This window comes from Ectothiorhodospira shaposhnikovii, assembly GCF_022227765.1.
Lineage (GTDB): Bacteria > Pseudomonadota > Gammaproteobacteria > Ectothiorhodospirales > Ectothiorhodospiraceae > Ectothiorhodospira.
The window spans coordinates 76,138-88,921 of the sequence record NZ_JAJMLZ010000007.1; the positions used below are offsets into that span (position 1 = coordinate 76,138).

At 65.6% G+C, this 12,784-nt stretch carries 12 protein-coding genes and 1 other RNA gene; 7 read left to right on the top strand and 6 right to left on the bottom strand.

What is annotated here, in order from left to right; translation table 11 throughout:
- Positions 1-7 precede the first annotated feature (7 nt).
- From LQD11_RS10780 to glyA, 4 genes are read right to left on the bottom strand one after another with little or no spacing between them, the layout of a single operon-like run.
- Positions 8-664, bottom strand: a complete 657-nt coding sequence (locus LQD11_RS10780) for a riboflavin synthase (RefSeq protein ID WP_238617545.1) — start codon at positions 662-664, stop codon at positions 8-10.
- Positions 665-711: 47 nt separating this feature from the next.
- On the bottom strand, positions 712-1,854 hold the full coding sequence (ribD, locus tag LQD11_RS10785) for a bifunctional diaminohydroxyphosphoribosylaminopyrimidine deaminase/5-amino-6-(5-phosphoribosylamino)uracil reductase RibD (protein ID WP_420828265.1): 1,143 nt from the start codon (positions 1,852-1,854) through the stop codon (positions 712-714).
- A gap of 9 nt (positions 1,855-1,863) precedes the next feature.
- On the bottom strand, positions 1,864-2,346 hold the full coding sequence (nrdR, locus tag LQD11_RS10790) for a transcriptional regulator NrdR (RefSeq protein ID WP_238617547.1): 483 nt from the start codon (positions 2,344-2,346) through the stop codon (positions 1,864-1,866).
- A 33-nt stretch (positions 2,347-2,379) separates the two neighbouring features.
- The gene (gene glyA, locus LQD11_RS10795; RefSeq protein ID WP_238617548.1) at positions 2,380-3,633 is read right to left on the bottom strand and encodes a serine hydroxymethyltransferase; all 1,254 of its coding nucleotides are present in this window, start codon (positions 3,631-3,633) and stop codon (positions 2,380-2,382) included.
- 135 nt (positions 3,634-3,768) lie between these two features.
- On the opposite strand from glyA, the gene LQD11_RS10800 reads away from it, so the two are divergent.
- From LQD11_RS10800 to LQD11_RS10810, 3 genes are all read left to right on the top strand, one after another.
- Complete coding sequence (locus LQD11_RS10800; RefSeq protein ID WP_238617549.1) at positions 3,769-4,740, top strand: TAXI family TRAP transporter solute-binding subunit; 972 nt, start codon at positions 3,769-3,771, stop codon at positions 4,738-4,740.
- Between the two features lie 105 nt (positions 4,741-4,845).
- A complete protein-coding gene (locus LQD11_RS10805; protein ID WP_238617550.1) occupies positions 4,846-7,572 on the top strand; it encodes a TRAP transporter permease in 2,727 nt (908 codons plus the stop codon).
- 4 nt (positions 7,573-7,576) lie between these two features.
- Positions 7,577-8,227 (top strand): hypothetical protein, encoded by a 651-nt coding sequence (locus tag LQD11_RS10810; protein WP_238617551.1) that lies wholly within the window; start codon positions 7,577-7,579, stop codon positions 8,225-8,227.
- On the opposite strand, the gene LQD11_RS10815 is transcribed toward LQD11_RS10810, so the two are convergent.
- Positions 8,111-8,752 (bottom strand): 3'-5' exonuclease family protein, encoded by a 642-nt coding sequence (locus LQD11_RS10815; RefSeq protein ID WP_210386893.1) that lies wholly within the window; start codon positions 8,750-8,752, stop codon positions 8,111-8,113. The genes LQD11_RS10810 and LQD11_RS10815 overlap by 117 nt on opposite strands.
- A gap of 109 nt (positions 8,753-8,861) precedes the next feature.
- Here LQD11_RS10815 and LQD11_RS10820 point away from each other — a divergent pair, with 109 nt between their 5' ends.
- The 4 genes from LQD11_RS10820 (at position 8,862) to ssrA (ending at position 12,308) form a co-directional block, all read left to right on the top strand.
- On the top strand, positions 8,862-9,629 hold the full coding sequence (locus LQD11_RS10820; RefSeq protein ID WP_238617552.1) for a metallophosphoesterase: 768 nt from the start codon (positions 8,862-8,864) through the stop codon (positions 9,627-9,629).
- On the top strand, positions 9,604-10,674 hold the full coding sequence (gene glcE / locus LQD11_RS10825) for a glycolate oxidase subunit GlcE (protein ID WP_238617553.1): 1,071 nt from the start codon (positions 9,604-9,606) through the stop codon (positions 10,672-10,674). The genes LQD11_RS10820 and glcE overlap by 26 nt, the downstream gene beginning before the upstream one ends.
- 2 nt (positions 10,675-10,676) lie before the next feature.
- The gene (gene glcF, locus LQD11_RS10830; protein ID WP_238617554.1) at positions 10,677-11,900 is read left to right on the top strand and encodes a glycolate oxidase subunit GlcF; all 1,224 of its coding nucleotides are present in this window, start codon (positions 10,677-10,679) and stop codon (positions 11,898-11,900) included.
- Positions 11,901-11,955: 55 nt separating this feature from the next.
- Positions 11,956-12,308: a transfer-messenger RNA gene (gene ssrA, locus LQD11_RS10835) on the top strand.
- Positions 12,309-12,412: 104 nt separating this feature from the next.
- Here the strand turns inward: ssrA and LQD11_RS10840 are convergent.
- Positions 12,413-12,739, bottom strand: a complete 327-nt coding sequence (locus tag LQD11_RS10840) for a hypothetical protein (protein WP_238617555.1) — start codon at positions 12,737-12,739, stop codon at positions 12,413-12,415.
- Positions 12,740-12,784: the final 45 nt, after the last annotated feature.

Genomic DNA, 12,784 nt, shown 5'->3' on the forward strand with positions numbered 1-12,784 from the left:
ACCGAGCTTATTTCAGAAAGCCGTGCTCGGCCAGAAAGGCCTCGCTGATGGCACTGCCGGAGCGGGCGGCCCCGTCTCCCAGCAGCAGACGCTCCAGGTAACGGGCAATCACGTCCACCTCGATGTTCACCCCGGTACCCACCCGATAGGTCCGGATGATGGTCTCCTGCTGGGTGTGGGGGACGATATTGACGCTGAACCGTGCCCCATCCACCGTATTCACGGTCAGGCTGGTGCCGTCGATGCACACCGATCCCTTGGGCGCGATGTAACGGGCCAGTTCGTCCGGCACCTGCACATGATAGCGCCAGGAGCGGCCATCGGGCTCGATGGCGGTAATTCGGCCCAGGCCATCCACATGGCCGCTGACCAGATGGCCGCCCAGGGGCGTGGACAGAGTCAGCGCCTTCTCCAGGTTCACCGGGTCACCGGGCGAGAGATTCCCCAGAGAGGTTCTGGACAGGGTCTCGCGGGAGACGTCGGCGACGAAGCCGTCGCCGGGCAGGGCCACGGCGGTCAGACACACACCGTTGACGGCAATGCTGTCGCCCAGTCTCACATCGGACAGGTCCAACTTGCCGGTACCCAGGGTCAGGCGGCTGTCTCCGCCCCGGGCCTCAACAGCGGACAGGGTGCCGACGGCCTGAATGATACCTGTGAACATGTCGGGATCTCGGGTTGATAATTGTCGATTGCGCCGGGGCGGGTCGATCAGCGACCCTCGTCCCCCGCGCCCGGACCGACGACACGGGCCGTGATTCGCCAGTCCCTGCCCACGGCCCGCATGTCGCTGATGTCCAGTGCCACGCGATCCGCCATTCGCCCCAGGGGCAGGTCGAACAGCCCCCGTGCCGTGGCGCCCATCAGATGGGGTGCCAGGTAGATCACCAGTTCATCCACCAGACCGGCCCCGAGCAGGGCACCACACAAGACCGGCCCGGCCTCCACATGCAGTTCATTGACCTGATGCCGGGCCAGCACGTTCATCACGGCGGGCAGATCCAGGTGCCCCCGGGAGACGGTCACGGCCTCGACCCAGGCGTTGACATCGGCCAGATCCCGGGTTTGACGGGCCAGCGCCTCGGGGTCGGTCAAGACCAGCACCGGACCCTCGGTCTGAAACAGGCGGGCGCCGGCGGTCAGCCGGCCCTCCCGGTCCAGCACCACCCGCAAGGGCTGGCGCACCGGTCCGTCCACGTCCAGGGCCTCGGCCGACAGGCGGACATCCAGGCGGGGATCATCGGCCCGCACCGTACCCATCCCGGTCAGGATGGCGGAGGCACGGGCCCGCAGAAACTGTACATCCCGCCGCGCCGCCTCGCCGGTGATCCAGCGGCTCTCGCCGGAGGCCATGGCGGTACGACCGTCCAGACTGGCCGCCAGCTTGACCCGGACCCAGGGTCGCCCCCGCTCCATCCGGCTGACGAAGCCGGGGTTGAGGGCGCGTGCCTCCGATTCCATCAGGCCCACGGCCACCGCCACGCCCGCCTCCCGCAGCCGTTCCAGTCCCCGACCGGCCACCAGGGGGTTGGGGTCGGTCATGGCCGCCACCACCCGCCCCACGCCGGCCCGGAGCAAGGCATCCACACACGGCGGGGTTCGGCCATGATGGCTGCAAGGTTCCAGGGTCACATAGGCCGTGGCGCCCCGGGCCGCCTCGCCGGCATGGGCCAGGGCCAGGACCTCCGCATGGGGTTCGCCGGCCCGCACATGAAAGCCCTCCCCCAGCACATGACCATCCCGGGCCACCACACACCCCACCCGGGGATTGGGATCGGTGGTGTAAAGCCCGCGGCGAGCCAGTTGCAGGGCCCGCCCCATGAGCCGATGATCCCGGCTGGTAAACGGCGCCATGACCATCGGTCAGGCGGTCGAACCACCGCCGTCCGGTGGCGGTTCCCGCTCCAGGCGCTCCACCATCTCGCGGAACGCCTGGACATCGGCAAAACTCAGATAGACCGAGGCAAAACGGATGTAGGCCACCTGGTCCAGTTCCTTGAGGGCTTCCATCACCCAGTCGCCGATACGCTTGGCCGGAATCTCCCGCTCCCCCTGACTCAGGGCCTGATGCTTGATCCGTGCCACCGCGGCCTCGATCTGGTCCGTGGCCACCGGGCGCTTTTCCAGCGCATGCATCATGCCCGCCCGCAACTTGGCTTCGGCAAAGGGCTCTCGGCTACCGTCGCGCTTGATCACCCGCGGCAAATTCAGCTCCGCCCCTTCGAAGGTGGTGAAGCGTTCGCCGCAGGAGACACACTCCCGGCGCCGCCGGACCTGATCCCCCTCGCCCGCGAGGCGGGAATCCACCACGCGGGTATCGGGGGCGCCGCAGAAAGGGCATTTCATGGTGACATCATCCCGGGCTGCCCCGATGCGGCCTCAGCGACCATACACCGGGAAACGGGCGCAGACATCCAGCACCCGGGCCTTGACCTGGTCGATCACGGCCTGGTTGTCCAGATCGTCCAGCACGTCGCAGATCCACTGGGCCAGCGCCTTGCACTCGGCCTCCTTGAAGCCGCGGGTGGTGATGGCCGGGGTGCCGATGCGCAGACCGCTGGTGACGAAGGGGGACTGGGGATCGTTGGGCACCGAGTTCTTGTTCACGGTGATGTTGGCCCGACCCAGTGCCGCGTCCGCGTCCTTGCCGGTAATGCCCTTGTCGATCAGGTCCACCAGGAACAGGTGGTTGTCGGTACCGCCGGAAACCACCTTGTAGCCCCGGGCCATGAGCTCGGCCGCCATCACGCGGGCATTGGCCACCACCTGCTGCTGATAGGCCTTGAAGCCGGGCTCCAGGGCTTCCTTGAAGGCCACGGCCTTGCCGGCGATGGCGTGCATCAGCGGACCACCCTGAGTGCCGGGGAAGACCAGGGAATTGAATTTCTTTTCCAGCTCCGGATTGCTCCGGGCCAGGATGATGCCGCCGCGGGGACCGCGCAGGGTCTTGTGGGTGGTGGAAGTGGTCACATCGGCGATCTGCACCGGATTGGAATAGACCCCGCCGGCCACCAGACCGGCCACGTGGGCCATGTCCACCATCAGGTAGGCACCCACCTTGTCGGCGATGTCACGGAAGCGTTGCCAGTCCACCACCCGGGAATAGGCGGAGAAACCGGCCACGATCATCTTCGGCTTGTGTTCCACCGCCAGGGCTTCCACCTGGTCGTAGTCGATGTAGCCCTGATCGTCGATGCCGTAGAGCACCGAGTGGTAGATCTTGCCGGAGAAGTTGACCTTGGCGCCGTGGGTAAGATGGCCGCCATGGGCCAGGCTCATGCCCAGCACCGTATCACCGGGGTTGAGCAGGGCCATGTAGACGGCGGCATTGGCCTGGGAGCCGGAATGGGGCTGGACGTTGACGTAGTCGGCACCGAACAGGGTCTTAGCGCGGTCGATAGCCAGCTGTTCGGCCGTATCCACGTATTCACAGCCACCATAGTAGCGCTTGCCGGGGTATCCTTCGGCATACTTGTTGGTGAGTACCGAGCCCTGGGCCTGCATCACCCGGGGGCTGGCATAGTTCTCCGAGGCGATCAGCTCGATATGCTCTTCCTGACGACGGGACTCGGACTCGATGGCCTGCCAAAGCTCATCGTCATAGCCGGCGATACTCATGTTGCTGGAAAACATTTCGGGTTACTCCCCGCAAAGCGATTGATCAGGCGTTCGAAAAAGGCTTGAATGTTACTGGATTTTGCCTTTCCACGCACGCAAAAAACCCATGAACAGGAGTCAGGTTCACAGCTGCCTTCAGGAGAAAAACCCATGCGCAAGCACATGACAGGAATGGCCTTGACCGCGGTACTGGCCGGCCTCGCGGCCCTGCCCGCCGCGGCCGACCAGCGTTTCATCACTATCGGCACCGGCGGCGTCACCGGTGTCTATTATCCCACCGGCCAGCACATCTGCCGGCTGGTCAACCGGGACCAGGACAGCCATGGCCTGCGCTGCCGAGCCCAGAGCACTGGTGGTTCGGTGTTCAACCTCAACTCCATCCGTGCCGGCGAGATGGACCTTGGGGTGGTGCAGTCGGACTGGCAGTACCATGCCTATCATGGTTCCGAGCGTTTCGAGGAAGCCGGGCCGGACGAGAGCCTGCGGGCCGTCATGTCCCTGCACCCAGAGCCATTCACGGTGCTGGTGCGGGCGGACAGCGATATCCGGCATTTCGAAGACATCAAGGGCAAGCGGGTCAATGTGGGTAATCCGGGGTCCGGGCAGCGGGGCACGGTGGAAATGCTGATGCAGCATTACGGCTGGACGATGCAGGATTTCGCCCTCGCCTCGGAACTGCCGTCCCGGGAGCAGGGACAGGCCTTGTGCGACAACCGGATCGACGTGGTGCTGTTCACGGTGGGTCACCCGTCGGCGGCCATCCAGGAGCCCATCGTCACCTGCAACGCACGCCTGGTGCCGGTCAGTGGCGAGGTGATTGATCGTCTGGTGGAGGACACCCCCTACTACTTCAGCGCCACCATCCCGGCGGGGATGTATCCGGGGCAGGACGAGGACGTGGAGACCTTCGGCGTGGGCGCCACCCTGGTCTCCTCCACCCGCAGTTCGGAGTCTGCCATCTATCATGTGACCCGGGCGGTGTTTGAAAACTTCGACACCTTCAAGGGCATGCACCCGGCCTTCGGCGTACTGGAGAAAGAGGCCATGGTGAGTCAAGGCCTGTCGGCGCCGCTGCATGAGGGGGCCAGGCGGTATTACCGGGAAGCGGGGCTGATGGACTGAGACCTTCCCTATCCCCCCTTCTCCCCGCCAAGACGCTCCCCTCACCCCAACCCCTCTCCCGCAAGGGGAGGGGGCTATTTCAGGCGCTGACCGGACAAAATACCCGTGAACAACCCGGACACTTCCAGCATCGACCTGGCCGGTCAGGTGGAAACCGGCGGTCGCAAACCCGGACCACCGGTCCGGGCGCTGCTCTATGTCACCGCCCTGGCCTGGTCGCTGTTCCAGATCTGGATCGCCTCACCCCTGCCCTTCTGGTTCGACGTTTTCGTCGTCTCCGAAACCCAGGCCCGGTCCATCCACCTGGCCTTCGCCGTCTTCCTCGCCTTCATCGCCTTCCCCGCCGTCAGCCCCATGGCCAGGCATCGCCCCCTGGCGGGCATCTTCTTCCTGCTGCTGGCCGCCGGCCTGTTCGGCCTGGCCCTGTACCAGTTCATCCAGGACATCCCCAGGGCCTGGGTCTTCGCCGCCACCGGCGGCGCCGTCCTGCTGGCCGCCTGGCCGTCCCTGCGCCCCGCCCCGGCCGAGCGCGTGCCGGTAGCCGACTGGCTACTGGGGGGCATCGCCGCCTTCTGCGCCGCCTACCTGTTCCTGTTCCACCAGGAACTGGCACAGCGCCCCGGCGCACCCACTCCCCTGGACCTGGCCATCGCCGGCTGCGGCATGGCTTTGCTGCTGGAAGCCACCCGCCGGGTGCTGGGGCCGGCCCTGATGATCATTGCCCTGGTATTCCTGCTCTACACCTTCGCCGGCCCCTGGATGCCCGACATGATCGCCCACCGGGGGGCGTCCTTCGCCCGCGCCATGTCCCAGCAATGGCTTTCCAACGAAGGGGTCTTCGGCATTGCCCTGGGGGTCTCCACCAGCTTCGTCTTCCTGTTTGTGCTGTTCGGTGCCCTGCTGGAAAAAGCCGGTGCCGGCGGCTATTTCATTCGCGTGGCCTTCGCCCTGCTGGGCCACCTGCGGGGTGGCCCGGCCAAGGCCGCCGTGGTGGCCTCCGGCATGACCGGCGTGGTGTCCGGTTCTTCCATCGCCAACGTGGTCACCACCGGCACCTTCACCGTGCCCCTCATGAAACGGGTGGGCTTCCCCGCCCACAAGGCCGGGGCGGTGGAAGTGAGCAGTTCGGTCAACGGACAGCTCATGCCGCCGGTCATGGGGGCCGCCGCCTTTCTCATGGTGGAATACGTGGGCATCCCCTACGTGGAGGTGGTCAAGCACGCCTTCCTGCCGGCGGTGATCGCTTACATCGCCCTGTTCTATATCGTTCACCTGGAAGCCATGAAGGCCGGCATGGAAGGACTGCCCAGGCGCCATGAAAGCACCTGGCAGCGCCGCCTGCTCGGTTTCGGCCTGACCGTCTCGGGGCTGTTCATCCTGGCCGGCGTCACCTACTACGGCCTGGGCTGGATCAAGACCGTCACCGGCGACGCTTCCACATGGGTGATCGGCACGCTGGTGATGGCCGCCTACCTGGGTCTGCTCTGGATCGCCTGCCGGGTACCGGAGCCCCACATGGTGGACGAAGGACATCTGGAACTGCCGGATCCCGGACCCACCCTGCAGGCGGGACTGCACTACCTGCTGCCGGTGGTGGTGCTGGTGTGGTGTCTGGTGGTGGAACGGCTCTCCCCCGGCCTGTCGGCGTTCTGGGCGGTGGTGTTCATGATCTTCATCATGGTGACCCAGCGGCCGCTGATGGTGCTGTTCGGGCGCCGACAGGACAATGCCTTCCTGCGGGGTTTCAAGGACCTGGCCGACGGCATGGTGCAGGGCGCCCGCAACATGGTGGGCATCGGCGTGGCCACCGCCGCCGCCGGGATCATCGTCGGCACCGTGGCCATGACCGGCATCGGCCTGGCCATGACCGACCTGGTGGAATTCCTCTCCGGCGGCAACCTGATGCTCATGCTGCTGCTCACCGCCGTCATCTGCCTGGTGCTGGGCCTGGGTCTGCCCACCACCGCCAATTACATCATCGTCGCCACCCTGATGGCCCCGGTGATCGTGGAACTGGGCTCCATGCACGGCCTGCTGATCCCGCTGATCGCCGCCCACCTGTTCGTGTTCTATTTCGGCATCATGGCCGACGTCACCCCGCCGGTGGGCCTGGCCTCCTTCGCCGCCGCCGCGGTCTCCCGCGCCGACCCGATCCGTACCGGGGTGCAGGCCTTCATCTACAGCCTGCGGACCGTGACCCTGCCCTTTTTGTTCGTGTTCAACACCCAACTCCTGCTCATCGGCGTGGACAGTCTCTGGCAACTGGTGATCACCTTCATGGGCGCGCTCACCGGCATCCTGATGTTCGCCGCCGCCACCCAGGGCTGGTTCCTGACCCGCAGCCGCCTGCACGAATCCGCACTCCTGCTGGCGGCGGCCCTGGTGATGTTTGCCCCCAACCTGCTCATGGATCGCATCCACCCCCGCTATGACCACCTGCCCGCCGCCGAGATCCAGGCGGTGGCCGAGGCCACCGCGGGCGGGGGACAACTGCGGCTACGGGTGGAAGGCATGGATCTGGACGGTCGGGAAGTGACCCGGGCCGTGATGCTGCCGCTGGGCGAACCGGCCCCGGCAACCCAGCGCCTGCGCCAAGCCGGCCTGGGCATCATGGCCTTCGGTGATCAAGTGAGTATCAGTTTCGTCGCCTTCGGCAGCCCGGCGGAACGCCTGGGACTGGAACCCGGCTGGCAGATCACCGAAGTGATGGTACCCGCCAGCCGGCCGGCTCCCGAATGGTTCTACCTGCCCGCCCTGGCCCTGCTGGGCCTGATCGCCTGGCGGCAGCATCGCCGTCGGGATCCTGCCGCCCCAATGTCCACCCCGAGGTGATCCGATGCGTCCGATCCTGTTCATTGCCCTGCTGGCCCTGCCCCTGAGCCTACCGGCGCAGACCGGCGGACCGGAACTGGAAGTCTATCTGCAGCGGCAGATCAGTGACTGGAAAATAGAGGGCGACACGGTGGAAACCCGCATGAACCGGCTGGGTCTGCGCCTGCACGAACAATTTCTGGATGGGTTCTGGATGGGGCTCCACGGCGGTTATCTGAGCCTGACCCAGAGCGGCAGCCCCAGCACCCGGGGCATGGATCTCACCGGCTGGTATCTGGGCACTTCGGGACGCTGGCGAATGCTGCAGGCCGGCCCGGCCACCCTCAGCGCCCTGGGCCGTTTCACCTACCACGAGGCGGACGCGAACGATGCCGGGCAAAGCACCCGTATGGTCTGGAATGAGTGGGGAGCGGGCCTGGAATCCGCGTTCCGGTTCGATCCGCTGCAGCTGCGCCTGGGCGTGGACTACGCCCGGGTGGATGGCGATGAAACCGCCCGGGGCGACATCCGGCGCAGCGCCACTCTGCGCGAGGAGGAGTCAGTAACCGCCACCGCCGCCCTGGACGTGTTCGTGGATGCCACCGGACGGGTGACCCTCCAGGCGGAGTCCGGCGGACGTCGCGGCGCCGGCATCTGGTTCTCCCGGCAATTTTGATCCATGGCGCACCAGCCGCCACAGATTCAGCATGTATTTGACGTCGCTATCCGCCTGATGGGCAAAGCCCGGTGTCAGCTTCCAGGCTTTGTCCATCAGGTTGCGCAGCAGATCCGGCGGTCGGTATTCCGGGGGCGGCAACCGGGGCTCCAGCAGCTTGAACAGGTCCCCCAGCCGAAAACGGGGCATGGCGTTGCCGCTGACGAACAGGCGTCGCAGCCAGAAACGGTCCAGATGGACTCCGTCGGTAAAGACCACCTTGCCGGCCAGGGCCTGATTCATGCGCCGGCATACCCAGTCGATGTCCCGACCCTCGTCCTCGATGGATTCACGGGTGATGCCGTGCATCTCCTCCGCCCTCTCGCACCAGTCACTCCACTCCTCGGCGGGACGGATCAGCCAGCACTCCACCTGTCCCACGCCATCGGACCAGGCCACCTGGATCGGGTAGCTCTGTTCGCTGAGCGATGACGCCTCGAAATCCAGAAAACAGGGAAGCGTGCTATGAGAGAAAGGATCTGGCATAAAGAAACTTGGCGAGAGCCAGGACAGGGTTGATCATCATAACCTGCGTACCCGGAGGCACCAACCCCGCGTTGGGCCTGCCCGGCCACTGGAACGGGTTTTCAAGGACATGAGCAACGCCTTTTTGCGACTGGAAAAAAATACCCGCGGCCGGGATTTCGTGGTGGGCGACCTGCATGGCATGTTCTCGGCCCTGGAACAGGCCCTGGACAATCTCCGCTTCGAGCCGGACCGGGACCGCATGATCTCCGTGGGCGACCTGATCGATCGCGGACCCGAGTCCCACCGGGCCCTGGAATTCCTCGCCGCCCCCTGGTTCCACGCGGTTCAGGGCAATCATGAACAACTGCTGCTGGATTCCGCCGTCGACAAGGACCTGGCCTGCAGTTGGCTGAGCCTCAATGGCGGCGAATGGTGGGTCTCCATCTCTCGGGAACAGCAGGAGCGCTTCCAGCAGACCCTGCAACAACTCCCCTTCGCCATCGAAGTGGACACCGATCAGGGCTTGGTCGGCATCGTGCATGCCGACATCCCGCCGGACATGCCCTGGCAACGCTTCAGCCAACGCCTGGAAGACGAACAGAAGCTGCGGGACTACGCCCTGTGGTCCAGAAAACGCATCAATCGACTCCTCAAGGGCGAGACGATCCCGTCGGTGCCGGGCATCGACCTGGTGATCTTCGGCCATACCCCCGTCCCGGAGGCACGTCTTTGCGGCAACATCTATTATCTGGATACGGGGGCCACCTACGGCCATCAATCTCGGGACGCCAAGCTCAGCATCCTGCAGATCCACCCGCGGCGAAACCTGACCACCCTGAACACCGCCCGCAGAAAGGATAAAAACGGGGATGACGACCGATCAGGATCAGACTGAAGCACTACAGACGCGACTACGCCAGGCCCATGCCGACGGCAGTCCGGTGGACATCCGCGGCGGCGGCAGCAAAGGCTTCTACGGTCGCCCGGTCAATGCCGCGCCGCTGGAGATCGGCGGCCATCGCGGCATCATCGACCATGAACCGGGGGAACTGGTCCTCACCGCCCGAGCCGGTACCCCCCTTGACGAGATCCGGACGCGCCTGGCCGGGCATGGTCAGATGCTGCCCTTCGAGCCGCCGGCCTTCGGCCCCCGGGCCACCTTCGGCGGCACCATCGCCACCGGTCTCTCCGGCCCCCGCCGCCCCTATGCCGGTGCCGTGCGCGATGCCGTCCTGGGGGTGCGCATGCTCAACGGGCAAGGCGAAGTGCTGCGCTTCGGCGGTCAAGTGATGAAGAATGTCGCCGGCTATGACGTGTCCCGACTGATGGCCGGGGCCCAGGGCACCCTGGGCATCCTGCTGGACATCTCCGTCAAGGTGCTGCCCCGACCGGCCTTCACGCTCACCCTGATCCAGGCCGCCAGCGCCTCCCGCGCCCTGGAATCCCTGCAGGAATGGGGCTTGCGCCCCCTGCCCCTCTCCGCCGCCTGCCATGTGGATGACACCCTCCATATCCGCCTGTGTGGTGCCCGCCAGGGCGTGGAACAGGCCGCTGAACTGATCGGTGGGGAAGTGATGGAGGGCGCCGACGATTTCTGGCACGGCATACGGGAACAGACCCACTCCTTCTTTCATGGAGGCGCCCCCCTGTGGCGCGTGAGCGTTCCCCCCGGCACCCCCATGACCGGATTCCCCGAGGCCTGCCTGGTGGACTGGGGGGGCGCCCTGCGCTGGTTTTACAGTGAAGCACCGGCCGCGGACATCCGCGCCCTGGCCGAAGCCCGCGGCGGACATGCCACTCTCTTCCGGGGGCATGCCGGCGGTCGCATGGAACCCTTCCATCCCCTCCCCGCCCCCATGCTCACCCTGCAGCGTCGCCTCAAGGTGGCCTTCGATCCCCGGGGCATCCTCAACCCGGGCCGCCTGTATCCGGAGCTCTGATCATGCAGACCCGCCTGGTGGATGCCATTGCCCAGACCACCCGCGGAGCCGAGGCGGATCATATCCTCCGCAGCTGCGTCCATTGCGGGTTCTGCAACGCCACCTGCCCCACCTACCAGCTGCGCGGCGACGAACTGGATGGCCCCCGCGGCAGGATTTACCTGATCAAGCAGGTCCTGGAGGGCGAGCCTCCCAGTCGCCGCACCCAGCAGCATCTGGATCGCTGCCTCACCTGCCTCAACTGCATGACCACCTGCCCCTCCGGGGTGGACTACCGGCATCTGGTGGAGATCGGACGGGAACAGGTGGAACGACAGGTGGCGCGTCCCTGGGCCGACCGCCTGCAACGACGCCTGTTGCGGCAGATCCTGCCCAACCGGATGCTGTTCAACTTCCTGCTGCGTACCGGCCAGGCCCTGCGCCCGCTATTGCCCGGCTCGCTGCGTCGGCGCATCCCGGAACGCCACCACCGAGGTAGCTGGCCGCTCCCACGCCATGCGCGGCGCATGCTGGTGCTCCAGGGCTGCGTCCAGCCGGCCCTGCAACCGGACATCGACGCCGCCCTGGCCCGGTTGCTCAACCGCCTGGACATCAGCCTGATTCCCACCCAGGGTGGATGCTGCGGCGCCATCGACATGCATCTGAGCGCCGAGGATGCCGCCCGCGACCGGGCCCGGCACAATATCGACGCCTGGTGGCCTCAGTTGACAGCGGGCGCCGAAGCGATCCTGATCACCGCCAGCGGCTGCGGCGCCCATGTGCGCGACTACGGCCATCTGCTGCGTGAAGATCCCGACTACAGGGACAAGGCCCTGCGGGTCAGCGAGCTGACCCGGGACCCTTGCGAAATTCTGAATCCGGAGGATATCCGACGTCTGGCCGTGGATGGCCGCAACCGGACTGTGGCCTTTCATCCCCCCTGTTCCCTGCAGCACGGCCTGAAGCTGGGCGGCCGGGTGGATGCCCTGCTGCGCAGTGCCGGATTCCAGTTGCTGCCGGTGGCGGAGAGCCACCTGTGCTGCGGTTCGGCGGGGACCTACTCCCTGCTGCAGCCGGATCTGGCGGCCCCCCTGCGGCAGCGCAAGCTGGAACACCTGGAGCGGGATGGCCCCCAGCTCATCGCCACCGCCAACATCGGTTGCCAGACCCACCTGCAGGCCGGCACCGACACCCCCGTGGTCCACTGGATCAAGCTGCTGGACAACCCGGGGCTGCAGGGACGCTGAAAAAAACACCGGATGACAAGGAACCTCCATTCGGGTAACCTGTCCATTACTTTAAGGGGGCGACCTGGCTTCGACGTGGGTCGTGAAACCTGAGGTGCATGCCGAGGATACAGCTAACCTCGTCAAAATGCTGTAACGCTATAGTTGCCAACGACGACAACTACGCTCTGGCCGCCTAAAAACCGGTCAGCCTCTGACGGGATTTGCTTGTAGGTTCTACTCAGAGGTCATCGCATACAAGCTCGTGGAGCGGACCTGCCCGGGTCTTAACCACTAAAACCGATCGGGCTCGCGCTGCGGTATCCTGTTCGTCGGAGACCAAGGCGTTAACCTAAAAGACGAACTAAGCATGTAGTACCAAGGGCGTAGGGCTTGCGGACGCGGGTTCGATTCCCGCCGCCTCCACCAGCAAAACGAAAAAGCCCATCCGATTCAGTAGCTTACGGATGGGCTTTTTTTTGATCCCACACTGGCTCCCACAATCCTGAAAGTGCTTGTCCTGCCTGTTCACCTCACCAGAACAGGAGTGCCGACCGTGCACCACTGGGCGTGACCGGCCCGGTTTCTGGTAGACTCCTTCGTATGGCGTCGATGAGCGTTACAAGGAGAAATGCTGCGACGGTGACGCCAAGGACTGGCTGGAGCAGCTTCGTATTCTGCGCGATGCCCACGGCATCACACCGGACACCTCCCTTGCCACCGTTCAGCAGCAGACCGCAAAAGCGCCGGTTGCCAACAGCAACTTCCTGAAACAGGCCTTCCTCGAAGGCTGCCAGCGGGTCGGTCTGTTTGATGCTATTGCAAAGGAGGGAGCCGCGCCATGACCTTTGCCTCTGCATTCACCATCACCAACCGCATGACCTCCGCGAGCTCCCGCATCGAAG

Coding starts and splice junctions, on each gene's coding strand:
- LQD11_RS10815 (WP_210386893.1), bottom strand. CDS start 8,752: ATGCCAGATCCTTTCTCTCATAGCACGCTTCCCTGTTTTCTGGATTTC.
- LQD11_RS10840 (WP_238617555.1), bottom strand. CDS start 12,739: ATGCAGAGGCAAAGGTCATGGCGCGGCTCCCTCCTTTGCAATAGCATC.
- LQD11_RS10810 (WP_238617551.1), top strand. CDS start 7,577: ATGCGTCCGATCCTGTTCATTGCCCTGCTGGCCCTGCCCCTGAGCCTA.
- LQD11_RS10800 (WP_238617549.1), top strand. CDS start 3,769: ATGCGCAAGCACATGACAGGAATGGCCTTGACCGCGGTACTGGCCGGC.
- glcE (WP_238617553.1), top strand. CDS start 9,604: ATGACGACCGATCAGGATCAGACTGAAGCACTACAGACGCGACTACGC.
- ribD (WP_420828265.1), bottom strand. CDS start 1,854: ATGGCGCCGTTTACCAGCCGGGATCATCGGCTCATGGGGCGGGCCCTG.
- LQD11_RS10780 (WP_238617545.1), bottom strand. CDS start 664: ATGTTCACAGGTATCATTCAGGCCGTCGGCACCCTGTCCGCTGTTGAG.
- glyA (WP_238617548.1), bottom strand. CDS start 3,633: ATGTTTTCCAGCAACATGAGTATCGCCGGCTATGACGATGAGCTTTGG.
- nrdR (WP_238617547.1), bottom strand. CDS start 2,346: ATGAAATGCCCTTTCTGCGGCGCCCCCGATACCCGCGTGGTGGATTCC.
- LQD11_RS10820 (WP_238617552.1), top strand. CDS start 8,862: ATGAGCAACGCCTTTTTGCGACTGGAAAAAAATACCCGCGGCCGGGAT.
- glcF (WP_238617554.1), top strand. CDS start 10,677: ATGCAGACCCGCCTGGTGGATGCCATTGCCCAGACCACCCGCGGAGCC.